The 23,602-nt window shown below is 59.7% G+C and carries 26 protein-coding genes; all 26 read left to right on the forward strand.

Annotation, left to right across the window (positions count from 1 at the left end):
• Nucleotides 1–38: 38 nt before the first annotated feature.
• The 26 genes from GTU67_RS11725 (at nucleotide 39) to GTU67_RS11850 (ending at nucleotide 23,580) form a co-directional block, all read left to right on the forward strand.
• Nucleotides 39–1,343, forward strand: coding sequence for an aminotransferase class III-fold pyridoxal phosphate-dependent enzyme (locus tag GTU67_RS11725; RefSeq protein WP_185780255.1), 1,305 nt, complete (start codon nucleotides 39–41; stop codon nucleotides 1,341–1,343).
• An 18-nt stretch (nucleotides 1,344–1,361) separates the two neighbouring features.
• Nucleotides 1,362–2,426, forward strand: a complete 1,065-nt coding sequence (locus GTU67_RS11730; RefSeq protein ID WP_185780256.1) for a PseG/SpsG family protein — start codon at nucleotides 1,362–1,364, stop codon at nucleotides 2,424–2,426.
• On the forward strand, nucleotides 2,420–3,442 hold the full coding sequence (locus GTU67_RS11735; protein WP_185780257.1) for an N-acetylneuraminate synthase family protein: 1,023 nt from the start codon (nucleotides 2,420–2,422) through the stop codon (nucleotides 3,440–3,442). Before GTU67_RS11730 ends, GTU67_RS11735 begins: the two co-directional genes overlap by 7 nt.
• Nucleotides 3,439–4,137 (forward strand): methyltransferase domain-containing protein, encoded by a 699-nt coding sequence (locus tag GTU67_RS11740; protein WP_185780258.1) that lies wholly within the window; start codon nucleotides 3,439–3,441, stop codon nucleotides 4,135–4,137. The genes GTU67_RS11735 and GTU67_RS11740 overlap by 4 nt, the downstream gene beginning before the upstream one ends.
• A gap of 13 nt (nucleotides 4,138–4,150) precedes the next feature.
• Nucleotides 4,151–4,837: an acetyltransferase gene (locus GTU67_RS11745; protein WP_185780259.1), complete on the forward strand. Its 687-nt coding sequence runs from the start codon at nucleotides 4,151–4,153 to the stop codon at nucleotides 4,835–4,837.
• Between the two features lie 20 nt (nucleotides 4,838–4,857).
• Entirely contained in the window at nucleotides 4,858–5,625 is a 768-nt protein-coding gene (locus tag GTU67_RS11750; RefSeq protein ID WP_185780260.1) for a TylF/MycF/NovP-related O-methyltransferase, read from the forward strand.
• 7 nt (nucleotides 5,626–5,632) lie between these two features.
• Nucleotides 5,633–6,550 carry a glycoside hydrolase family protein gene (locus tag GTU67_RS11755; RefSeq protein ID WP_185780261.1) on the forward strand — a complete coding sequence of 306 codons (918 nt, stop codon included), beginning with the start codon at nucleotides 5,633–5,635 and terminating at the stop codon, nucleotides 6,548–6,550.
• Nucleotides 6,551–6,564: 14 nt separating this feature from the next.
• Complete coding sequence (locus tag GTU67_RS11760; RefSeq protein ID WP_249417700.1) at nucleotides 6,565–7,251, forward strand: WbqC family protein; 687 nt, start codon at nucleotides 6,565–6,567, stop codon at nucleotides 7,249–7,251.
• Nucleotides 7,248–7,955, forward strand: a complete 708-nt coding sequence (locus tag GTU67_RS11765; RefSeq protein ID WP_185780263.1) for an acylneuraminate cytidylyltransferase family protein — start codon at nucleotides 7,248–7,250, stop codon at nucleotides 7,953–7,955. Before GTU67_RS11760 ends, GTU67_RS11765 begins: the two co-directional genes overlap by 4 nt.
• A 9-nt stretch (nucleotides 7,956–7,964) precedes the next feature.
• On the forward strand, nucleotides 7,965–8,708 hold the full coding sequence (locus GTU67_RS11770; RefSeq protein WP_185780264.1) for a cytidylyltransferase domain-containing protein: 744 nt from the start codon (nucleotides 7,965–7,967) through the stop codon (nucleotides 8,706–8,708).
• A complete protein-coding gene (locus tag GTU67_RS11775; RefSeq protein ID WP_185780265.1) occupies nucleotides 8,705–9,670 on the forward strand; it encodes a Gfo/Idh/MocA family oxidoreductase in 966 nt (321 codons plus the stop codon). The genes GTU67_RS11770 and GTU67_RS11775 overlap by 4 nt, the downstream gene beginning before the upstream one ends.
• Nucleotides 9,667–10,959, forward strand: a complete 1,293-nt coding sequence (locus tag GTU67_RS11780) for a DegT/DnrJ/EryC1/StrS family aminotransferase (protein WP_185780266.1) — start codon at nucleotides 9,667–9,669, stop codon at nucleotides 10,957–10,959. Before GTU67_RS11775 ends, GTU67_RS11780 begins: the two co-directional genes overlap by 4 nt.
• The gene (locus GTU67_RS11785) at nucleotides 10,956–11,504 is read left to right on the forward strand and encodes a GNAT family N-acetyltransferase (protein ID WP_185780267.1); all 549 of its coding nucleotides are present in this window, start codon (nucleotides 10,956–10,958) and stop codon (nucleotides 11,502–11,504) included. The genes GTU67_RS11780 and GTU67_RS11785 overlap by 4 nt, the downstream gene beginning before the upstream one ends.
• Complete coding sequence (locus GTU67_RS11790) at nucleotides 11,501–12,403, forward strand: glycosyltransferase family protein (RefSeq protein ID WP_185780268.1); 903 nt, start codon at nucleotides 11,501–11,503, stop codon at nucleotides 12,401–12,403. Before GTU67_RS11785 ends, GTU67_RS11790 begins: the two co-directional genes overlap by 4 nt.
• 21 nt (nucleotides 12,404–12,424) lie before the next feature.
• Nucleotides 12,425–13,621 carry an N-acetyl sugar amidotransferase gene (locus GTU67_RS11795; RefSeq protein WP_185780269.1) on the forward strand — a complete coding sequence of 399 codons (1,197 nt, stop codon included), beginning with the start codon at nucleotides 12,425–12,427 and terminating at the stop codon, nucleotides 13,619–13,621.
• A gap of 27 nt (nucleotides 13,622–13,648) precedes the next feature.
• A complete protein-coding gene (gene hisH / locus GTU67_RS11800; RefSeq protein ID WP_185780270.1) occupies nucleotides 13,649–14,263 on the forward strand; it encodes an imidazole glycerol phosphate synthase subunit HisH in 615 nt (204 codons plus the stop codon).
• Nucleotides 14,257–15,015, forward strand: coding sequence for an imidazole glycerol phosphate synthase cyclase subunit (locus GTU67_RS11805; RefSeq protein ID WP_185780271.1), 759 nt, complete (start codon nucleotides 14,257–14,259; stop codon nucleotides 15,013–15,015). Before hisH ends, GTU67_RS11805 begins: the two co-directional genes overlap by 7 nt.
• Before the next feature lie 5 nt (nucleotides 15,016–15,020).
• Nucleotides 15,021–15,566, forward strand: coding sequence for a GNAT family N-acetyltransferase (locus GTU67_RS11810; protein ID WP_185780272.1), 546 nt, complete (start codon nucleotides 15,021–15,023; stop codon nucleotides 15,564–15,566).
• 126 nt (nucleotides 15,567–15,692) lie between these two features.
• Nucleotides 15,693–17,330: a hypothetical protein gene (locus GTU67_RS11815; RefSeq protein WP_221893359.1), complete on the forward strand. Its 1,638-nt coding sequence runs from the start codon at nucleotides 15,693–15,695 to the stop codon at nucleotides 17,328–17,330.
• Complete coding sequence (gene rfbF / locus GTU67_RS11820) at nucleotides 17,330–18,103, forward strand: glucose-1-phosphate cytidylyltransferase (protein ID WP_185780273.1); 774 nt, start codon at nucleotides 17,330–17,332, stop codon at nucleotides 18,101–18,103. The genes GTU67_RS11815 and rfbF overlap by 1 nt, the downstream gene beginning before the upstream one ends.
• Entirely contained in the window at nucleotides 18,100–19,158 is a 1,059-nt protein-coding gene (gene rfbG / locus GTU67_RS11825) for a CDP-glucose 4,6-dehydratase (RefSeq protein ID WP_185780274.1), read from the forward strand. The genes rfbF and rfbG overlap by 4 nt, the downstream gene beginning before the upstream one ends.
• Nucleotides 19,155–19,718 (forward strand): dTDP-4-dehydrorhamnose 3,5-epimerase family protein, encoded by a 564-nt coding sequence (locus GTU67_RS11830; RefSeq protein WP_185780275.1) that lies wholly within the window; start codon nucleotides 19,155–19,157, stop codon nucleotides 19,716–19,718. The genes rfbG and GTU67_RS11830 overlap by 4 nt, the downstream gene beginning before the upstream one ends.
• Nucleotides 19,715–20,941, forward strand: a complete 1,227-nt coding sequence (locus GTU67_RS11835; RefSeq protein WP_185780276.1) for a class I SAM-dependent methyltransferase — start codon at nucleotides 19,715–19,717, stop codon at nucleotides 20,939–20,941. Before GTU67_RS11830 ends, GTU67_RS11835 begins: the two co-directional genes overlap by 4 nt.
• Nucleotides 20,938–21,774, forward strand: coding sequence for an NAD-dependent epimerase/dehydratase family protein (locus GTU67_RS11840; RefSeq protein WP_185780277.1), 837 nt, complete (start codon nucleotides 20,938–20,940; stop codon nucleotides 21,772–21,774). Before GTU67_RS11835 ends, GTU67_RS11840 begins: the two co-directional genes overlap by 4 nt.
• A complete protein-coding gene (locus GTU67_RS11845; RefSeq protein WP_221893360.1) occupies nucleotides 21,768–22,817 on the forward strand; it encodes a class I SAM-dependent methyltransferase in 1,050 nt (349 codons plus the stop codon). The genes GTU67_RS11840 and GTU67_RS11845 overlap by 7 nt, the downstream gene beginning before the upstream one ends.
• On the forward strand, nucleotides 22,810–23,580 hold the full coding sequence (locus GTU67_RS11850) for a cephalosporin hydroxylase family protein (RefSeq protein WP_185780278.1): 771 nt from the start codon (nucleotides 22,810–22,812) through the stop codon (nucleotides 23,578–23,580). The genes GTU67_RS11845 and GTU67_RS11850 overlap by 8 nt, the downstream gene beginning before the upstream one ends.
• Nucleotides 23,581–23,602: the final 22 nt, after the last annotated feature.

The raw sequence follows: 23,602 nt of genomic DNA on the forward strand, positions 1-23,602 counted from the left end.
ACACCCCGCAACACGATCAACCTTTACGAGAGATAAATATGGGTACTGGCCAAGACCTCTGGCAACGCGCCAAGCAAATCATCCCGGGCGGCAACATGCTGCTGTCGAAACGTGCAGAGATGTTCCTGCCCGACCTGTGGCCGGCGTACTACAGCAAGGCCAAGGGCTGTAAGGTGTGGGACCTGGACGGCAAGGAGTACACCGACATGTGCATCATGGGAATCGGCACAAACACGCTTGGTTATGGCCATGAGGAAGTTGACGCCGCCGTGCTGGCCAATGTGCAGGCGGGCAACATGTCCACGCTGAATGCGCCCGAGGAGGTCTATCTCGCCGAGAAGCTGATCGAGATGCACTCCTGGGCAGACATGGCGCGCTTCGCGCGTTCCGGGGGCGAAGCCAATGCGATTGCCATCCGCATCGCGCGCGCCGCTTCGGGCAAGGATAAGGTCGCCATCTGCGGCTACCACGGCTGGCACGATTGGTATCTGGCCGCCAACCTGGGCGACGACAATCACCTTGCCGGCCACCTGCTGCCAGGCCTGGATCCAAAGGGCGTGCCGCAGAACCTGCGCGGCACGGTCTACCCTTTCAACTACAATAATTACGCTGAGCTGGAAGCGATCGTAGCTGAGCACGATATCGGCGTTATCAAGATGGAAGTAATGCGTAACCAGGGCCCGCAGGATAACTTTCTGCAGAAAGTTCGCGACCTGGCGACGCGGCGTGGCATCGTGCTGATTTTCGACGAGTGCACCTCGGGCTTCCGCCAGACTTTTGGGGGCATCCACAAGATGTACGGCGTCGAGCCGGACATGGCGATGTTCGGAAAGGCGATGGGTAACGGCTACGCAGTTACAGCCACCATCGGCCGACGCGAGATCATGCAGAGCGCGCAGTCCACCTTCATCAGCAGCACGTTCTGGACCGAGCGCATCGGTTCGACCGCGGCACTCAAGACGCTGGAAGTGATGGAGCGCGAGAGGTCGTGGGAGCGCATTACCGCAATCGGGACGGGGATCATGACGCGATGGCAGAAGTTGGGCGAAAAACACGGCCTGAAGGTGAATGTGGCCGGCCTGCCGGCCATCTGCGCCTTCGGCTTTGAGAGCCCCAACGCGCTGGCCTACAAGACCCTTATTACCCAGGAAATGCTTGCCAAGGGTTACCTCGCCAGCAACCTGATCTTCTCCAGCCTGGCGCATACCCCGGAGATCGTAGACGGCTATTTCGAGGTGCTCGATCCTATTTTTGCACTAATCAAGCAATGCGAAGAAGGGCGCGACGTGTTGTCCCTGCTCAATGGCCCGGTGTGCCACGCCGGCTTCAAGCGTCTAAACTAGAGCGAGCGTAAAGCCTGCATGCCGCCTGAGACTACCTCCCGCATCCTGTTTGTTTGCGCCGCCAGCAACGAGATCGGCTTCGGCCATTTGGGCCGTTGCCTGGCACTGGCGGCACATTGGCGCAAGCGACGGGCTGATGTGAGCTTCCTGGTATTCGGCAGTTCAACAGCGCAGACGCGGGTGGATAAAGCCGGTTTCGGCTGCGTGCTGCTGGACGAAGCGGCAATGGTAGAGATGAACTGGCCACAGGCCGCGGATATCCGGACAGACGCGATCATTGCGGACCTGCTGTATCCGGGCTTTTTCAGCGCGAGCAGGCCAGCGGCACTGTTCGGACGACTGCGTGAGATGGCGCGTCGTTTGGTGGCGATCGACGTGCTCGGCGAAGAGTCGATCGTGCGGCAACTGCCTGAATTGGACGCCGACATCGTCATCAGCCCCTACGTGGCGCCGCTGGCGGATGTGCAGCAAGCACGCTGGCGCCTACTGGAAGGCGCTTCTTATGCAATGCTGGCACCGGAATACGTCGCCCTGCCGACACGGCAGCAGCGCGTAAACGCGAATCGCTTGCTTGTGAGTTGTGGCGGTGGAGATCCGAAAGGCTACACCGTGGATGTGTTGCGAGGCCTGGAGGAAGTGCCTGAGCGCCTGGAAGTCCGTGTGGTGGTCGGCCCGATGTTCGGTGGCGAACTACGTGCGGAGATCGAAGGCCTCGCGGCGCAATCGAAGCATGCCGTCGAACTGCTGACCGCCCCGTCCACGTTGCTTGATGAAATGCTTTGGTGCGACCTGGCGATCAGCGCGAGCGGCCTGACGAAGTACGAATTGGCGGCAAGTGCCACGCCCGCCCTGATGTTCTCGATCGACGCCTATCATGACGATGTCAATCGCCCGTTCGCGCAAATGGGCACGGTGGTGGATCTGGGCATCGGCGTCGAGCCGCAGGCGGTGGCACGCGAGGCACAACGATTGTTGAATGACGTGGCCCTGCGCGCGGATATGGCCGCGCGTGGCGCCTCGATGGTGGATGGGATGGGCGCGCAGCGCCTGGTTGACGAGATCGAGAAGGAGTTATCTTGCTGAAAAATGAATTGAATATAGGCGGCACGCTTGTGGGCGGCGCCGCGGCTCCTTACGTGATCGCGGAAGTCGGATCGAACTTCGACAAGAACCTTGACAAGGCTCGTAAGCTGATTGATGTAGCTAAGGAGGTCGGCGCCGACGCGGTCAAGTTCCAGCTTTTCCGTGCCGACACACTCTATCCGAACCGCGACGGCTTGTACGACATCTTCAAATCCATTGAACTGGATGCCGAGTGGGTGCCGCTGCTTGACAAGCACGCGCGTGAGCAGGGGCTGCACTTCATGGCCTCAGCCTTTGATATGGCCTCGGTTGACGTGCTCGAAGCGGTGGATACGCCGGCGCATAAGGTGGCATCCTCAGAAACCACCAACCTCGGTTTCTTGCATAAGCTAGCGTCGACCGGAAAGCCTATAATCATTTCAACCGGCATGTGCGATATGGTGGATGTCGAAGAGGCAGTGAACGCCTGTCTTGGCGCCGGCAATAATCAGGTTGTTCTGCTGCAATGCGGCGCTATGTATCCCTTGCCCAACGAACAGGTCAACCTTCGGGTGATTCAGTCTCTGGCGCGACGCTTCAACTGCCCGGTCGGTTTTTCCGATCACACACTGGGGCAAGTAGCGGCAACTACCGCCGTGGGCCTGGGCGCCACCGTGTTCGAGAAGCACTACACGCTGGACAAGAAGGGCGCGGGCCCTGACCACTTCTACGCCCTTGAGCCGGACGAGCTGAAATCCTACATCGCCGCCATCCGCGAAGCGCACGAAGCCCTCGGCTCAGGAGAGAAGCAGATGCTGCCCAAGGAGCGTGAACTGGGCCGCCGCGAAGGCCTGTACCTGGCGCGCAACATGGCCAAGGGCGAAACCATCACCCCCGCCGACATCGTCGTCAAGCGCCCCGCGGTCGGCCTGCGTGCCCGCTACGCGAGCGCGGTGGTCGGCGCCACGCTGACGCAAGCGGTGGAGAAGGACCAGCCGCTGAACTGGGATGCGCTGAGCTTCGGAGGCGCCAAGTGAGCGCGCAGAACCCCAACCACGCCACCGACGAGTGGAACAAGGAAATCCAGCGCGAGAAAAAGGAGCGCAAGTATCCGAAGTGGCCCAACGAGGTGATGCTGAAGATCCTCTTCGGGGGTAGCGACTACCTGAAGGCCCCGTTTCGGCCCCAGCCTGAGTGGCGCGTGCTCGACGTAGGCTGCGGCTTCGCCAACAACCTCGTGCCTTTCGCCGACATCGGCTGCGAATGCCACGGCGTGGACCTCACGCCGGAGATGGCGGCCACCGTCCAGGAGATCATGGACGATCGCGGCTACAAGACCAAGATCCAGGCCGGCAGCAACCGCGCCCTACCCTACCCGGATGCGCATTTCGACCTGCTGCTCTCGGTCAACACCCTGCATTACGAAGGCACGGAAGAGAATTTCCTGGCCGCGCTGCGCGAGTTCCGCCGCGTGCTCAAGCCGGGCGGCGGCCTATATATTTCCACGGTGGGCCCCGAGCATGAGATCTATCGCCGTGCCGAGGTGCTGGGCGGCCATCGCTACCGCGTGCGCGATTTCGATTTCCGCACCGGCGAGCAATTTTTCTTCTGCGATACCGAGCGTTACCTGCAGCACTACTGCGAGCAGGTGTTCGAGACCGTGGAAACCGGCCGCGTGACGGAAAAGCTGATTAAGCTGCCGCTCGACTTTCTCGTCGCGCTTTGCCGCTGAGCACAGGCACACGATGAGCAAACCCCTGGTGATCTTTGGTTCTGCTGAAATGGCGGAACTGGCGAAGTTCTATTTCGAGCACGACAGCAGCCGCAAGGTCGTCGCGTTCACGGTGGACGACGCCTACGTCAAGGAAGACCAGTTCCAGGGCCTGCCGTTGGTACCGTTCAGCGAAGTGGCCAGGCGCTACCCGGCCGACGCCTATGACATGCACGTGGCGCTGTCGTACGCCAAGCTGAACCGCCTGCGCCAGGAGAAGTACGAGCAGGCCAAGGCGGCCGGCTACACGCTGGCCTCCTACGTGTGCAGCAAGTCCGCCACTTGGCCGGACCTGGCGATCGGCGACAACTGCTTCATCCTGGAGAACCAGACCATCCAGCCGACCGTGCGCATCGGCAACAACGTGATGATCTGGTCGGGCAACCATCTGGGCCACGGCACCGAGATCGGCGACCATACCTACATCGCCTCGCACGTGGTGATTTCGGGCCACTGCAAGATCGGGCAGCGCAATTTCTTCGGTGTAAACTCAACCTTGCGCGACTTCTGCAACATCGGCGATGACTGCTTCATCGCGATGGGCGCTTCGGTGGCGCGCGACATGCCCAGCGGCTCGGTCGCGCTCGCGCCGCAGGCCGAGGTTTACGAGGCGGACGACCGCCGCGCCAAGGCGCTCAAGCGCATGTATTTCAAGATCTAGTGAATGACGGGAGACGCATCATGTCCAGCGAGAAGGACTTCGGCTACACCATGGAAACCAAGGCAAGCGCGCAGCAGCTTGCCCATCGTGAGCTGCTTTACCAGATGTTCAAGGACCGGCCCATGCCGGACGACCAGTTGCTCATCTGTCCGGGGCTGTTCATGCGCAGTTCCGCGCTGGCGAAGATCCTGTTCGTCAACGAGGCCTACCAGCTGATCCTGAACCAGCCGGGCATCATCGTCGAGTTCGGTACCTGGTGGGGCCAGAACCTGGTGCTGTTCGAGAACTTGCGCGCGATCTACGAGCCCTTCAACCAGAGCCGCCGCGTGATCGGCTTCGACACCTTCCAGGGCTACCCGGAAATTTCCGACAAGGACCGCGGCAGCGAGACCATCAAGATTGGCGGCTACAAGGTGGCGGAGAACTACCGCGAGTACCTGGAGAACCTGATCGACTACCACGAGAAGAACAACGTTCTCGCGGCGGTGAAGAAGCACGAGCTGGTGCAGGGCGACGTGAGCAAGACCGCGCCCGCCTACTTCGCCAAGAACGACGACGTAATCATTGCGCTGGCCTACTTCGACATGGCTCTGTACGAGCCCACCAAGGCCGCGCTGGAGGCGATCAAGCCGCACCTGGTACCCGGCAGCGTGGTGATGCTGGATGAGCTGAACAACAAGGACTACCCCGGCGAGACGCGCGCGTTCAAGGAAGTGTTCAAGGGCATGAAGTACCGCGTGAAGAAGTCGCAGTTCATGACCGACCGCACCTTCATCATCCTCGAGTAAGGCGAATATGCAGGACAGGAAGGTGCAACAGTGGCGCAAGCTGGGCATGGTGATCCGGCCCGACAAGCGCCTGTTCTGGGCGCAGACGCATTGCATGGTGCCGACACCGCAAAGCCTGGGCAATGGCCTGGTGCGCGTGTTCTTCTCCGGCCGCGATGGACTGAATCGCTCGCACATCGGCCATGCGACCGTGGATTTGAACCAGGACGGCCGCGTCGTCGACTACACGGCCGAACCGGTGCTGGCCCCCGGCGCGCTGGGCTGTTTTGATGACAACGGCGTCACGCCCTCCTGCGTGGTCGACCTGCCGAATGGTGAACTGGGCCTGTACTACATCGGCTGGAACCCGGGCTCGACGGTGCGCATGCACATCTTCGGCGGCCTGGCGATCAGCAAGGACGGCGGCAAGAGCTTCGAGCGCTGGTCGCGCGCGCCCATCCTTGAGCGCAATCGCACCGACCCTTACCTGAACACCGCCCCCTGGGTGGTGAGCGATGGCGACGGCTACCGCATCTTCTACGTCTCCGGCCACGAATGGCTGCACAAGGACCTGCCGCGCTACAACATCAAGACCGGTACCTCGAAAGACGGCAAGAACTGGGTACGCGAGGGCCATGTGTGCCTGGACTTTCGCGACGAGACCGAGCACGCGCTGGCACGACCCTACGTGGTGAAGGAGGATGGCCTGTGGCGCATGTGGTTCTCGTACAAGAGCACCGACTACCGCATCGGCTACGCCGAATCGCGCGACGGCCTCACCTGGGAACGCCTGGATCACCTCGCCGGCATCGAGGTGAGCCCCTCCGGCTTCGACAGCGAAATGGTCGAGTACGGCGCGGTGGTGCGGCACGACGGGCGGCGCTTCATGTTCTACAACGGCAACAACTACGGTGTCGAGGGCATCGGACTGGCGGTGGAGGAATGACGCGAGTGGCGATCATGCAGCCCACCTATCTGCCCTGGAGCGGATACTTCGGGCTGATGCAGTCCGTCGACGTATTCGTGCTGCTCGACTCGGTGCAGTTCGCGCGCCGCTCCTGGCAGCAGCGCAACCAGATCAAGACCGCGAACGGCGCGCAGTGGCTCTCGGTCCCGGTGCAATCCAAGGGCAAGCGTGACCAGTTGATCTGCGAAGTGGAACTGGACAAGAGCTCGGGCTTCGCCGCCACGCATCGCCGCAGCATCGAGATGAGCTACGCAAAGACACCGTACTTCAGGCAATACGCGGACACACTGCTGCCCCTGCTGGACAATAGCAGCCCCCTGCTTGCCGACATGACCATCGCCCTGATCCTGCAACTGAAGGCGCAACTTGGCATAGAAACCCGGGTGATGCGCGCCAGCGAGCTGGACGGTAGCGGTGCCAAGGCTGACCTGCTGGCCTCGCTGTGCAGGCAGATCAGCGCCACCGCCTACGTCTCCCCGCCGGGCTCGAAGGGCTATCTGGATGAATCGGATGCTTTCGAGCAGATCGGCGTGCCGGTGCAATATTTCGAATTCAAGCATCCGCAATACCCGCAACCCTTCGGTGAGTTTCTTCCCTATATGTCCATCATCGACATGCTCTTCAACTGCGGCGAACGCAGTTCCGCCCTAATCCAGGGCGCAAGCGAGGTACTGCAATGAAACGTCTGGCCATCATTCCCGCGCGCGGCGGTTCCAAGCGCATTCCGAACAAGAACATCCGCGATTTCTGCGGCCAGCCGATGATCACGCATGTGCTCGGCGTGGCGCGCGCAAGCGGCCTGTTCGCGAAGGTTCACGTATCCACGGAAAGCGAGAGCATCCGCGACGTGGCGGCGCAGTTCGGCTTTCCGCCCGACTTCCCCCGCCCCGCCGAACTGGCCGACGACCATACGCCCATCATGCCCGTGCTGCGCCACGCGGCGCAGGAGTACGCGAAGCGCGGCGAGCGCTTCGACGAAGTCTGGCTGCTGATGGCTTGCGCGCCGCTGATCCACGCCAAGGACTTGAGCAGCGCGGCCAGCTTGTTCCAGCAGGCCGGCAGCGAGCAGCCCCTGCTGGCGGTTTCCGAATATCCCGCCCCGATCGAATGGGCCTTCAGTCGCGGCGAAAATGGCGCGCTCACCCCGGTGCAGGCCGGCATGTTCGCGGTGCGTTCGCAGGATCTGGAGAAGCGCTATTTCGATGCAGGCAGCTTCGCGGTGTTTCCCGCCTCGCGCGTGCTGGAGTCGCAAGGCGCCGGTTCCGACAGCGGCTTCATCGGCTACGTGCTGCCCAAGGGTACGGCCATCGATATCGACGATGAGCAGGACTGGCAACTGGCCGAGGCGATCTATCGCGTCAAGGCCGCCCGCGCCGCCGCTTAAGGAAACCTCATGAAGATCGTTGCCACCATCGAAGCGCGCATGACCTCCTCGCGCCTGCCCGGCAAGGTGATGTTGCCGGCGCTGGATCGCCCCATGCTCGCGCATCTCACCAGCCGCCTGAAGGCCGCCCCCTCGATCGACGAGATCGTGCTGGCCACCACGGTGAATGCCACCGACGACGTGCTGGTCGAGTTTGCCAAGCAGGACGGCATCAAGGTATTCCGCGGCAGCGAAGAGGACGTGATGTCGCGCGTGATCGGCGCCGCCGAATCGGCCCAGGCCGACGTGGTGGTGGAGATCACCGGGGACTGCCCGATCATCGATCCGGATCTGGTCGAGCAGACTATCCGCGTGTTCAAGCGCAACGAGAAGGCCGTGTATTGCGCCAACTCCTTCATCAGCAGCTATCCGGACGGCATGGATACGCAGGTGATGACGCTGGAGGCGCTGAAGAAGTCCTTCTCGATGACCGACGATCCGCTCGACCGTGAACACGTGTCGCGCCACATCGTGCAGAACCCGCAGCTGTTTCCCCACGTCTACCTGATCGCGCCGCCCTCGCTGCACTGGCCCGGCCTGGGCCTGACGCTGGATGAGCCGGGCGACTACGAACTGATCCGCACCCTGATCGAAAACCTCGGCAAGGATAATCCCCTGTTCGGCTGCGGCGACGTGATCCGCTTCCTGCGCGCCAATCCGCAGGTACTGAAGATCAACGACATGGTGCAGCGCAAGGACGCGCGCCCGACGTGAAGCACAAAGTCCTCCTGATCGGCCTGGGCCAGGTAGCCATGGGTTACGACTTCGACACCACGGATCCCGGTGTCATGTCCACCCACGCGCGCGCTTTCGCCAATCACGAGGATTTTGAATTGGCCGGCGGCGTCGATCCCGATGCAGGCGCTTGCGCGAGATTCCGGCAGCGCTACGGCGGCTGGGCCGGCGCGGACATGGCCGAAGGCTTGCGCACCTTGAGCCCCGATGTGGTGGTGGTCGCTTCGCCCACGCAATATCACGCCGAAGCCGTGCAGATGGCCCTGCGCCACGCGAAGCCGAAACTGATCCTGTGCGAAAAGCCCCTCTCCTATTCGCTGGAGGATGCTCGCGCGATGGTGGCCGCCTGCCGCGAAGCCGGCTGCCTGCTCTACGTGAACTACCTGCGCCGTGTCGAGCCGGGCGTGCTGGAAGTCAAGCGACGCCTGCAAAGCGGCACGATCGCCACCCCGCTCAAGGGTGTACTCTGGTACACCAAGGGCCTGCTGCATAACGGTTCGCACTTCTCCAACCTGCTTGAGTTCTGGCTCGGCCCGGTGGAGAAATTCAGCGTGATCAACGCCGGCCGCCCCTTTGGCGAAGCCGACTTCGAACCGGATGTTCAGGTAAAGTTTGCGGCAGGCGAGGTCACCTTCCTGGCGGCACGGGAAGAGCATTTTTCGCATCACGAAATACAGCTGGTCGCGCCGAACGGCTGCCTGCGCTACGAGCAGGGCGGCGGCAAGATACTCTGGCAGGGCGCGGCGCGCGACCCCGACTTTCCCGAATACACGGTGCTGTCCCTTCCCGGAGAAAGAATCGCCACCGAAGGCGCAAAGCTTCAGTGGCACGTGACCGACCACGTGAGCGCCTGCCTGCGTGGCCAGAGTTCGAGTTTGTGCAGCGGCGATGACGCGCTGCGTACCCTGAAATCACTTTTGGAAATGAAGGCGGCACTATGAGCAAGCAAAGTGAGAACGACACCCTGGCCATCCTCGGCGGCCCCAAGCTGATCAACCACACTTTCGGCCGCTACAACCCGCTCGGCCCGGAAGAAGTCGAGGCCGCCAAGAAAGTGGTCGAGAGCGGCGTGCTCTCGCAGTTCCTCGGCTGCTGGGACCCGGACTTCTTCGGCGGCCCCAAGGTGCAGGAGTTCGAGCGCCAGTGCGAGAGCTACTTCGGCGTCAAGCATGCCGTTACCTTCAACTCGTGGACCTCGGGCCTAGTGGCGGCCGTCGGCGCCATCGGCATCGAGCCGGGTGACGAGGTGATCGTCAGCCCCTGGACCATGGCCGCCAGCGCTACCGCCATTCTGCACTGGAACGCGATTCCTGTGTTTGCCGACATTGAGACGGAGACGTTCTGTCTGGATCCAGTCTCGGTCGAGAGGAGTATAAGTGAGCAGACGCGCGCGATCATGTCCGTGGATATTGCCGGCCATTCGGCCGACATGGACGCGCTACGCAAGATTGCCGACAAGCACAAGCTGAGGATCATCTCCGACACCGCCCAGGCGCCCGGCGCCAGGTACAAGGGCAAGTTCGCCGGCACCCTGGCCGACATCGGTGGCTACAGCCTGAACTATCACAAGCACGTGCATACCGGCGAAGGCGGCATTGCCGTCACCGACGATGACGATTTCGCCGACCGCCTGCGCCTGATCCGCAACCACGCCGAAGTGGTGGTGGAGGACAAGGGCGTGACCAACCTGAGCAACATGATCGGCCACAACTTCCGCCTCGGTGAAATCGAGTGCGCGATGGGCATCGAGCAGCTCAAGAAGCTGGACAGGATGGTGAAGTCGCGCCAGCGCATCGCCCAGAAGCTCGACGCCGGCCTGGCCGGCTTGCGCGGCCTGCGCACGCCGGTGGTCAAACCCGACTGCACCCACGTCTACTACGTCTACTCGATGTCCGTGGACGTCGTGGCCCTGGGCATCAACCGCCAGCGCCTGCACCAGGCCCTGCTCGCGGAAGGCGTGCCGGCACTCGGCGCGAGCTACCAGAACCTGCACATGCTGCCGATGTACCAGAAGAAGATGGCCTACGGCAGCAAGGGCTTCCCGTGGACCTCGGAAATCTGCAAGCGCGAAGTCAGCTACGCCAAGGGCATCTGCCCGGTGGCCGAGCGCCTGCACGAGGCCGAGTTCCTCGGCTTCGGCATCTGCTCGCATGAGTATAAGGACGAGGAGGTGGACATGATCATCGCCGCCTTCCGCAAGGTGTGGCGCAACCTGGAGGCGCTGCGGTGATCCACCAGCTTGCCGACGGCTACCACGTACGCGGCCTGCGCGAAAGCGACCTGGCCGGCCCCTACCCTTCCTGGTTCGAGGACCAGGAGGTGTGCAAGTACAACTCCCACGGCAAGTTCTTCCGCAACGCCCAGTGGTTCCGCGAGTTCTACGACGGCCTGAACCGCGAGGACCAGGTGGTGTGGGCGATCTGCCACCAGGACGACGGCCATATCGGCAACGTCAGCCTGCAAAGCATCTCCGGCATCAACCGCAACGCGGAATACGCCATCCTGATCGGCAACCGCAATCACTGGCGCAAGTCGGCCGGGCTCAATGCCTCACTGGCGCTGCTGCGCCACGGCTTTGAAAAGCTCAACCTCGAACGCATCTACTGCGGTACCGCCTCCGGCAATATGGGCATGCAGCGCCTGGCCCTGCGCATGGGCATGATCGAAGAGGGGCGGCGGCGCAAGCACCTGTTCCTCGATGGTGGCTGGCAGGACATGGTCGAGTTCGGCGTGCTGCGCGACGATTTCCTGGGCATGCAGAGTTCCGCGAAATGATAGGCGTGGTAGGCCATGATGCCGGCGCGATGGAGATCATCTCCAGCCATATCCGCCGCCAGGGGCTGGATTGCGGCTTCTGCCTCGAAGGCGCGGCCGTGAATGTGGTCGCGCGCAAGCTCGGCACCGTGCCGCTGCTGCCGCTGGAGGCCCTGGTGGAGCAGTGCGAGTGGCTGCTGTGCGGCACCAGCTTTCTCTCCGACCTGGAGTGGCGCGCCATCGGCCTGGCACGGCGGGCCGGCAAGCGCTGCGTGGTGGTGCTCGACCATTGGGTCAACTACCGCCAGCGCTTCACGCGTCACGGCCAGTGGCACTGGCCCGACGAGGTGTGGGTAGGAGACGAGACCGCCGCCCGCATCGCGCAAGAAGACCTGCCAGACCTCAAGCAAACCCTGGTGCCGAACGCCTACTTCATGGACATCCAGGACGAGATCAAGGCCATCCCGATGCCGCCGCGCGCGCCTGGGGCCGGACTCAACATTCTCTATGTCTGCGAGCCGCTGCGCGACGACGGCGTCGCCCTGTATGGCGACGAGCGCTACTGGGGCTATACCGAGGAGGAGGCGTTGACTTACTTTCTCTCTCACGTGCGCCTGCTCGCCGACGAGATCAACCGCATCGTGGTGCGCCCCCATCCCCAGGAACCCCTGGGCAAGTACGACTGGGCCGCCACGCAGTTCGACCTGCCGCTCATCTGCGGCGAAAAAAAGACCTTGCTCGAACAGATCGCCGCCTGCGACATCGTCGCCGGCTGCGCCACCATGGCCATGGTGGTGGGCCTGCTGGCCGGCAAGCGCGTGGTCAGCTGCATTCCGCCGGGCGGCAAAACCGTACCCCTTCCGCAACGCGAGATCGAGGACATGTTGCGCCTGATCCTCGTTAGCCAAACGCAACACTAAGTTTTTATCGGAGTAGCTGCAATGCTCAAGCACTGTAAGGCCTGTAACCTGCCTGAAACCTACGAGACCATCGAGTTCGACGAGGAAGGTGTCTGCAACATCTGCCGCCAGAAGGAATTCAAGGACACCGCGATCGACTGGAACGCCCGCAAGGAACAGCTCGTCAAGCTGGTCGAGCAGTATCGCGGCAAGTATGCCTACGATTGCATCGTGCCCTTCTCGGGCGGCAAGGACAGCACCTTCACCCTGCTCTACCTGATGAAGGAATTCAAGATCAAGCCGCTGGTGGTGCAGTTCAACCACGGCTTCATGCGCCAGGGCCTGCTCAAGAACAACGAGCGCACTTTCCGCAAGCTGGGTGTGGACGTGATCAGCTTCACGCCCAACTGGCAGGTGGTCAAACGTCTGATGCTGGAGGCTTTGGTACGCAAGGGTGATTTCTGCTGGCACTGCCACACCGGCATCTACTCCTACCCCATGCACCTGGCGATCCAGCAGCAGGTGCCGCTGATCTTCTGGGGCGAGCCCTCCTCCGAATACACCGCCTACTACGATTACCGCGACGATGAAGTCGAGGAAGTCGACGAGGAAAAGTTCAACCGCTCCACCAACCTGGGCATCACCGCCGAGGACATGGCCGGCATGATCTCGGGCGATTTCGATTTTGATCCGCGCGACCTCAAGCCCTTCTCCTATCCGCCGATGCGCGACTTGAAGAAACTGGGCTACCGCTCCGTGTGCCTGGGCTCCTATATCCCCTGGGACGTGAAGAAGCAGGTCGGCATCATCCAGACTGAACTGGGCTGGCAGGGCGACCAGGTCGAGGGTATGCCGTGGAGCGAGTACCCCTACGAGAAGATCGAGTGCCACCTGCAAGGCGTGCGCGACTACATCAAGTATCTCAAGCGTGGCTACGGCCGTGTCACCCAGATGACCGCGCTGGACCTGCGCAACAAGCGCATCACCCAGGAAAAAGCACGCGAGCTGATCGACGAGTACGAAGGCCGCAAGCCGCCCTCGCTGGTGCTCTTCCTCGAATACCTCGGCATCACCGAAGACGAGTTCAACGCTATCGTCGCCAAGACGGTGGTGCCGCCTTACGAGCCCAACTTCAACGCCGAGTTCGCGCCCAAGACCGCGGACTTCAGCAACTGGTATCGCGAGCCGGAAGACAACCGCGGCATCCGCCGCAAGGTCGTTCCGATCGTGAAGGCCTAAGCCCAGGTCTGCACAGGCAACCTGATCATGATCGGCATCCTCGATATAGGCATGGGCAACCTGCGCTCGGTGCATAACGCCGTTTACCAGAACGGCTTCGACCCGGTGGTGGTCCATGCCGCGGCCGAGTTTGACGATCTGACCCATCTGATCCTCCCCGGCGTGGGCAACTTCAGTGCGGCCGTGCCGGAGATCGACACACGCCAGCTGCGTCAGCCCATCCTCACCTTTGTGGCCAGCGGGCGGCCGCTGCTCGGCACCTGCCTGGGCATGCAGCTGCTGATGGGCGTGGGCGAGGAAGACGGCATCCACGCCGGCCTGGGCCTGATCCCCGGCCGGGTAACGCGCTTGGCGGGCGAAGGCCTGCGCGTGCCGCACGTGGGCTGGAACGTGCTCAACATGACGCGCCCCCACCCCATCTACGAGGGCATCAAGAAGGGCCGCGATTTTTACTTCGTGCACAGCTACGCGGCTGTGTGCGAAGACGGGAACGACCTGCTCGGCAGTACCGAATACGGCGGCCCGGTAACGGCGGTGATTGGCCGCGCCAATGTGGTCGGCATCCAGTTCCACCCGGAGAAGAGCCAGGTGAACGGCTTGCGCATGATCGAGAATTTTTGCAACTGGGACGGCCGGTGCTGAAGCGCCGCATCATCCCCGTGCAGTTGCTGGTGAACGGCCGCCTGGTCAAGACCCGGCAATTTGCCGACTGGCGCGACGTCGGCGACCCGGTCAAGAGCTCGGCCGTGTACAACTCGCAATACGCCGACGAACTGATTTTCCTCAACATCGCACGCGACCGCGCCTCCGTGCAGCCGCTGGCCGAGCTGATGCAGAAGGTCTCGCAGGAATGCTTCATGCCGCTTGCCGTGGGCGGCGGCATCCACACGCTTCAAGACGCTGCTTACCTGATTCAGAACGGCGCGGACAAGGTCGTCATCAACAGCGCGGCCTACAGGGATCGTGAAGCGATCAGCCGCATCGCCGATCGCTTCGGCACGCAGGCGGTGGTCGTGGGCATTGATGCAAAACGTGAGGGCGCGGGCTACGCGGCGGTATCTGCCAGCGCCAGCCGGCATGAGCCTGTCCCTCTTGATGAGCACATCCGCGCCTGCGAAGCCGCCGGCGCCGGCGAGTTCCTGATCCAGTCGGTTGACCAGGACGGTACGATGGAAGGTTTCGACCTGCCCCTGCTGCGCCTGGCCTGCGCTGTGGCTAAGGTGCCGGTGATCGGCTGCGGTGGCTCCGGCCACTACAACCACCTCAAGGAGGCCTTCCTTGAAACGGAGGTCAGCGCACTGGCCTGCGGCAGCCTGTTCAATTTCTCCGACAGCAACCCGCTGCGCGCCAAGGCGTTTCTCAGCAACTACGGCCTGCAATTCAAGGTCGTCTGAACCCCATGATTCTCGACAAAACCCTGCAAACCCCGCGCCTGAGTCTGCGCATGATGAGCGCGGCCGATGCCAGCGAGGCCTACCTCGGCTGGATGCGCGACCCGGTGGTGAACCAGTATCTGGAAAGCCGCTTTTCCGTGCCCGCAAGCACACAGGACCTAGTCCGCTTCATCGAGTACGTCAACGCCAGCTCCGACAGCCTGTTGCTCGGCATCTTCCTGCGCGAGGACGGCAGCCATATCGGCAACATCAAAATCGGCCCGGTGGTTACGCGCCATGCGCGTGCGGAACTGGGCTACCTGATCGGTGACCGCAATGCCTGGGGCAAGGGCTATGGCAGCGAAGCGATCCGCGAAGTGGCCCGTTACGGTATCGAGGAACTAGGCATGGCGAAAATTACTGCAGGTATCTACGAAACGAACATTGGCTCGGCGAAGGCGCTTCTCAAGGCGGGCTTTAAGCTTGAGGCGACTATTTCATCACACGTCATCTGTAATGGTCGGCGCCTTGCCTCACAGCTATACGGTCTGGATGCGCCGGTGCGCACGTGAGCGCAGCAGGTAAGATGGTCCACGATATTGGTTACACCGTAAGAATGTCCATAAATAACATCCATTGGAAGCGTCATGCAGTGCTGATGCATGGCATGCCGGTACCAGCATAGAAGAGCCTAAACCATGTTTTCGAATATTTCACAGAAAGTGATGTGGCGCTTGCGCCGATTGGCTAACCTGCCCGTCTTACTTCGCTTCCGTGCACACAACCGCAATGTGTTCGGCGCCGGCAGCAACCGGGGTGGCGACGCCCCCATCATGCTGATGGAGCTGAACACTATGCACTCGGCGCACATCGCCTATGCCTATCTCGCCGACGAAATGGCAAAAAGTCGTGGCGCTCAGATCAAGGCTTACGCACCGCGCGCGCTCAAGGGTATCAAGCAGAAACTGTCCTTCCGTCTTAAGGCCCTCTTGGGGTGGGCGCATTTCGGCACCTACAAGTCTTTCGGGGCAAACGAATTCCTTGAGATCAATCTTACGGGCGACCAACGTGAGCGCGCGAGGCTTCTGTATGAAGAGACCCTGCCGCGTCTGCAAAGTACACGTGACGTGGAAGACATGCATATCAAGGGCGTATGGATCGGCGATCTGGTATACGACACTTATCTGATGTCTCAGCTCAAGCCCACCATTAATCCGGCAGGAGAGGACTTCAAGCAGTTTCTGCTGGAGTCCCTTGAGCTCTATACCTTCTGGGATGATTACCTCAACGAACACAACGTGTGTGGCGTCAACGTCAGCCACTGTGTGTACAATCTGGCCATCCCTCTGCGCCTGGCCGTGTACCGGGATATTCCGGCTTTCCAGGCCAATGTAACGCACGTCTACCGCCTGAGCCGTGACAATCTCTTTGCCTACAACGACTTCTTCCATTTTCGTGAGCGCTTCGCCGAACTCCCTGAGGACGTGCGCGAAGCAGGCCTCGCCTTGGCACAGCGGCGCATCCAGCGGCGCTTCTCCGGAGAGGTGGGCGTGGATATGGCCTACTCAACAAAGTCAGCTTATGTGGCGCCCAAACACTCGCGCCTGCTGAGGGCATCGGACAAGAAGAAGATCCTCATCGCCACGCACTGTTTCTTTGATAGCCCGCACAGCTACGGAAAGAACATCTTTCCCGATTTTTATGAGTGGCTGGAGTTTCTGGGCAAGATGACTGAATGTACTGACTATGATTGGTATGTGAAGACTCACCCCGATTTCCTGCCCGGGACTAAGGAAATCATTGACAGCTTCGTTGCGCGCTATCCCAAGTTTACCTTGCTGCCAGCAGACGCTTCACACCACCAGATCATCGCCGAGGGCATTAACTTTGCCCTTACCTCGTACGGCACGATCGCGTTTGAGTACGCGGCCTTGGGCATCCCGGTTATAAACGCGTCGATGAACAACCCGCACATCGCTTATGATTTCAACCTGCACCCGCCAGACCCGGACACCTACCGTAGTATGTTGCTCGATCTGGATAAGCTTGACTTTCACATCGATACGCGCCAAGTCTACGAATACTATTTTATGCGACACATTTATAACACTGAGGATATCTTCTTCGAGGACTACGAAAAATTTATTCAAGATATCGGCGGCTACAACGCGCAATTCACTTACTTGGCGTACAAAAAGTGGCTCGCTGAGTGGACACCAAATAGGCATGAGAAGATTGTGAGCGCATTGCACTCATTCGTGGCATCTGGCAAGTTCCGCATGGACTACACGTTCTACGGCCAGGAGTTTTCGGTGGTATCTCTCGGAGACAAGTAATGATCGCAGTAATCCTCGCCGGTGGCTTAGGTACCCGTATCTCCGAAGAGACGCATTTAAAGCCCAAGCCGATGATAGAGATAGGCGGCAAGCCCATTCTTTGGCACATCATGAAGACCTACTCGGCCCATGGGGTTAACAACTTCATAATCTGCTGCGGTTACAAGGGCTACTTGATCAAGGAGTACTTTGCCAACTACTTTCTGCACATGTCCGACGTCACTTTTGACATGCATAACAACCAGATGGAAGTGCACCAACGTAAGGCTGAGCCGTGGCGCGTCACCCTTGTCGACACCGGCGACGGTACGATGACCGGTGGGCGCTTGAAGCGCGTGGCTGATTACCTGAAGAATGAAGAATTATTCTGTTTCACTTATGGCGACGGCCTCTCAGATTTGGACATCTCTGGTGAGATCGCTTTCCATAAGCAACACGGCAAGCTCGCGACAGTTACTGCAGTGCAGCCCCCCGGTCGCTACGGCGCGCTTAGTATGCAGGACGATGCTGTGACCGGTTTCACAGAAAAGCCACGTGGCGATGGCGCACGTATCAACGGCGGGTTCTTCATTCTCTCGCCCAAGTGCCTCGACCTAATCGCTGATGACAAGACCAGTTGGGAGGGCGAACCCCTTTCAGAGCTCGCCGTCCGGGGCGAGCTAATGGCTTTCCATCACGACGGATTTTGGCAGCCTATGGACACTCTACGCGAGAAGAACTTGCTTGAAGAGTTGTGGGCCTCAGGCAAGGCGCCTTGGAAGGTTTGGCAATGAATCGTGATTTCTGGCGTGGCAAAAAAGTTTTCGTGACCGGGCATACTGGCTTTAAGGGTGGGTGGCTTTCGCTTTGGCTCACCGATATGGGCGCGCAGGTATATGGCTATGCCCTAGCGCCGGCAACTACGCCAAATTTGTTTACGACAGCGAAGATCGCTAATCGTCTGGCCGCCAGCACGATTGCAGACATCCGCGATGCCGCAACCCTGCAGATAGCGTTGCAGGCGGCACAGCCGGAGATCGTTTTTCACCTTGCTGCTCAACCGCTGGTACGCCACTCCTATCAGGCGCCGGTCGAGACCTACGCAGTCAATGTCATGGGCACGGTCAATTTGTTTGAGGCGGTGCGTAACGTTGCCAGTGTGCGTTCGGTGGTGAATGTCACCACCGACAAATGTTACGATAATCGCGAAAGGAAGGAGCCTTACGCCGAGGAGGACGCGCTCGGCGGTTACGACCCTTATTCCAGCAGTAAGGCGTGCTCCGAATTGGTTACCTCGGCTTACCGAAGCTCTTTCATGGAGTCACTCTCCGTTGGCCTCGCCAGCGCGCGTGCTGGCAATGTAATAGGTGGCGGAGATTGGTCGAACGATAGGCTCTTGCCGGACTTTCTGCGTGCTATTGATATGGGCAAGACCCTTGTGGTCCGTTATCCTGGTGCGGTACGCCCTTGGCAGCATGTGCTGGAACCGCTATCTGGTTATTTGTGCGTTGCTGAGCGCATGGCTGTCGATGCGCATTTCGCCCAGGCTTGGAATTTCGGTCCGGACGAAAAGGACGCGCGGTCCGTAGGGTGGATCGTTGACAAGTTGTGTCGTAGTATTCCGGGCGCCGCCTGGCAACGAGAGACGGCGCCGCAGCCGCACGAAGCGGGTACGCTTAAGCTTGATAGCGCCAAAGCCCATAAAATGCTTGGTTGGCGGCCACGTTGGTGCCTAGATACCGCGCTGGATCAAACTGTGGCCTGGCATCAGGCTTGGAGGGGCGGCGACGACATGCGGGCCTTCAGCCTTGCACAAGTGCGTGAATACCTAGAGACGCCCGTACAATGAGTGCGCGTTTCGATATTGCTGCTACAGCATTGCCCGGCCTAAACGTGCTGACACGTACGCATATTGGTGACAGTCGGGGTTGGTTTGAACGCATATTCTGCGTCGAAGAGTTGCAAGAGGTGCTGGGCAAGCGCAGCGTAGTACAGATCAACCGTACCCTGACGCTACAGAGGGGCAGCGTGCGCGGCATGCATTTCCAGCATGCGCCAAGTGCCGAGATGAAGTTCGTCTCTTGTCTGCATGGCGAAGTCTTCGATGTGGCCGTGGACCTGCGTCCGGAGTCAGCCACTTTTTTGCAATGGCATGCCGAGTTGCTGAGCGCCCACAACCGCAAGACGCTGGCGATCCCCGAGGGATTCGCCCACGGTTTCCAGACCCTTACAGACAATTGTGAAATGTTTTATCTCCATACTGCCGCCTATAACCCCTCTGCTGAAGATGGGCTGAGCCCGAAGGACCCAGCGCTGGCCATTGCGTGGCCACTGCCGCTGACCGAGCTGTCCGCGCGCGATGCCGGCCATCCTATGATTGCTGCCGGTTTCAGGGGGGTGCGGCTATGAAATGCCGCCACTGTGCAAATGAGCTCAACCTGCTGTTGGTTGATTTGGGCAGCGCACCGCCATCAAACTCCTATCTGACCGAGCGTGCACTGCATGCGCCCGAGAAGTGGTTCCCGCTGCGTGTGTTGGTGTGTGATCAATGCTGGTTGGCCCAGACTGAAGATTTTGCTCAGGCTGATGAGTTGTTCGATGCCGACTACGCCTACTTCAGTGGCTTCTCCGCCAGTTGGTTGGCGCATGCTGAGCGCTACGTCACCGATATGACGGCTTTGTTGGGTTTAAATGCGAATTCTCATGTGGTTGAAATTGCTGCCAATGACGGCTATTTGCTTCAGTATGTTCTGGCGCGCGGGATCCCGTGCGCCGGCGTTGAACCGACTGCCAGTACCGCGGCGGCGGCGCGTTCCAAGGGCATTCCTATTATCAAGGAGTTCTTCGGTGTGTCTCTTGCGCAACAAATGGCAAGTCAGGGTAAGCAGGCCGACTTGATGGTGGCTAACAATGTTCTGGCGCATGTGCCAGACATCAACGATTTCGTGGCTGGCTTTGCCGTTTTGCTCAAAGATGATGGCGTAGCGACCTTCGAGTTCCCGCACTTGCTGAAATTGCTCGCGGAGGCCCAGTTCGACACCATTTATCACGAGCACTTTTCCTATCTTTCCCTAACCGCTGTGCAACGTATCTTCCGCGCTAATGGGCTGGAGGTGTTTCGTGTTGATGAGCTAAACACGCATGGCGGTAGTCTGCGCGTGTTTGCCCAGCGAAGCGATATGGGAGTGCGTGCCATCGAAGCTAGCGTCGCCGCCGTGCTGGAGCAGGAAGTCGCAGCCGGCATGCTACAGGCCGGGTACTATCGGGATTTTCAGGCTCGTGCGGACCGTATTAAGCATGAGTTAATGCACTTCCTGATTAACGCGGAGCGTGCGGGCAAGACTGTTGCTGCCTATGGGGCAGCCGCTAAGGGCAATACCCTGCTCAACTACGCGGGCATCCGTCCAGATCTTGTGGCCTTCGTGGTGGACCGTAATCCGGCCAAACAGGGGAAGTACATGCCGGGCAGCCGAATTCCCATCGTTAATGAGAACACGCTTAAGGCGTCGAAGCCCGATTACGTTCTAATTCTTCCATGGAATCTCAGGACCGAGCTTGCACAGCAGTTGGCCTACACCAAGGGTTGGGGCGGTAAGCTCGTCACCGCTGTGCCGAATCTCCAGATCGTATGAAGAAGCGTATCCTGCTCACAGGTGCAACTGGATTTGTTGGCCGACAAATTTTTGCCGCGCTTTGCAAGGCAGACATCGACTTGATTTTGGTAGTCCGCGACAGTAGCGAGTCGCGCTTACTGCAGGCCGGTGTGGCGGACATTGTGCGCACTGCGGATCTCTTTAAAGAAAGCGTCGAGTGGTGGGCCGCCGCCTGCCAAGGCGTGGATATAGTGATACACGCCGCTTGGTATGCCGAGCCGGGTGTGTATATGCAGTCACCGAAGAATCTGGATTGCCTTGCCGGGACATTGAACTTGGCGGCCGGATGCGCGCGGGCTGACGTGCGACGCTTCATCGGTATCGGCTCTTGTTCAGAGTACGATATGAGGGGCGGCCATCTTTCGATCGACACACCTTTACGCCCCGTCACGCCGTATGGGGGAGCTAAGGCTGCAGCCTTCTTGGCCTTGTCTACAATATTGCCGCAGCAAGGCGTCGAATTCGTTTGGGCGCGGCTTTTCTATCTCTATGGCGAAGGTGAGGATGTGCGTCGCTTGGTGCCTTATTTGCGCGCTCGTCTATCCGCTGGTGAACCGGTAGAGCTGACTAGCGGTACGCAAATCCGCGATTATCTTGATGTTGTCGATGCCGGTGCGCAGATTGCGTCGCTTGCATTGGGAACGGTGACTGGATCTGTCAACATTTGCTCCGGACATGCGCAGACCGTGCGAGAGCTAGCCGAGCGGATTGCCGACGAATACGGTCGCCGCGATTTGCTGCGGTTCGGGGCGCGTGCTGACAATCATTTCGATCCGCCCTGCGTGGTCGGCATACGGAGTGCAGCATGCTGAGGCCGCTCTATGAACAAACCAATTATCCGGTATTCCAGAATCGCATGTACGATTCTGCGCAGGAAGGCAAGGACTGTCCCAAGGGCGATATTCGTCTGGTTGAGGATGGAGCGACCGGGCTCGTATACAACGTCGCTTTCCGCCCTGAGTTGATGAGCTACGATGGTAACTACCAGAATGAACAGGGCGTGAGCAGCTATTTTCGCCAGCATCTTGAGGCGGTGGCCGACATCGTCGACTGTTATCTCGGGCGTCAACATCTAGTCGAAGTTGGCTGCGGCAAGGGCTTCTTCCTTGAACTACTACTCCGGCGGGGTAGCGAGATTACCGGGTTCGACGAAACCTATGAGGGTTCGAATCCACGAGTACGTCGTCAGTACTATGGCCCTGGCGTTATTGATCGGGCCGAGGGTTTGGTGCTACGTCATGTGCTCGAGCATGTGCAGGATCCCTTTTATTTCCTGCAATTGCTGCGCGACGCGAATGGCGGTAGTGGCCGTATCTATATCGAGGTCCCGTGTTTTGATTGGATTTGCAAGCGTAAGGCCTGGTTCGACATCTTCTACGAACATGTGAATTATTTCCGTCTTGCCGATTTTCGCCGTATGTTCGGCCAGATTCTCGATTGCGGCCACCTCTTTGGCGGTCAATATCTCTATGTGGTGGCGGAGCTTTCTTCCTTGCGTTCACCGGTCTATGACGCTGCTGATCCGGTCTGTTTCCCAGCCGATTTTACGATTAAGGTAGATGTGCCGATCGCCGCAGGCAATCGTAGTGTCGTTTGGGGGGGGGCTTCCAAGGGAGTTATCTTCACGCTGCTGAAGGCCAGGGCCGGTTATGTGGTGGATGCCGTTATCGACATCAATCCGGCCAAGCAGGGCAAGTATTTGGCTGCTACTGGAATACAGGTATGTTCGCCGGAGCAGGTGCTGCCGCAGTTGCCGAAGGGCTCCACCGTATTTGTTATGAATTCGAATTACTTGGATGAGATTAAGAGAATGTCCAACAATGCATACCACTATATCGGAATAGATAATGAGTGATTTTGATAAAGAAGTTGCTGCGCGCATTGCTGCAGTGGCGAGTAACAAGGAGCTGCGGGCAGCCTCCCAAGAGTTTTTGTTGAAGACTATCGAGGCCCGCTACTCTTATAACTTCGCGTGGCAGGGCCGTCCGATTATTCAGTATCCGCAGGATATAGTGGCCATGCAGGAATTGATATGGCAAGTAAAGCCCGATCTCATTATCGAGACAGGCATTGCCCATGGCGGCTCGCTAATCTTAAGTGCTTCCATGCTAGCGCAGCTTGACCTCTGCGAAGCGATTGAATTGGGAGAAAAATTCGATCCGCGCGTATCGAGACGCAAGGTGCTGGGGGTAGATATCGATATCCGCGCTCACAATCGTGCCGCCATCGAAGCGCATCCGATGGCTTCGCGCATTCAGATGATTCAGGGGTCGAGCATTGCGTCTGAAGTCGTGACACACGTGAAGGCCGTTGCTGCTAATTACAAGCGGATCATGGTCTGTCTCGATAGCAACCATACGCATGACCATGTGCTGGGCGAGCTCGAGGCGTACGCACCACTGACCAGCATGGGCAGCTATTGCGTCGTGTTCGACAGCGTTGTTGAAGATATGCCGAAGGAAATGAGTTTTGATCGTCCATGGGGGCCAGGGAATAACCCTAAGACCGCTGTCTGGAAGTATCTTGAAACGCACAAGGAGTTTGAAATCGATAGGACCGTTCAGGACAAGCTGCTGGTTACGGTAGCTCCAGATGGATATCTGAAGCGCGTCCGTTGAGCGGGCTGCAGCGCAGAAGTTC

Source organism: Pusillimonas minor, from assembly GCF_014237865.1.
Classification (GTDB): domain Bacteria; phylum Pseudomonadota; class Gammaproteobacteria; order Burkholderiales; family Burkholderiaceae_B; genus Neopusillimonas; species Neopusillimonas minor.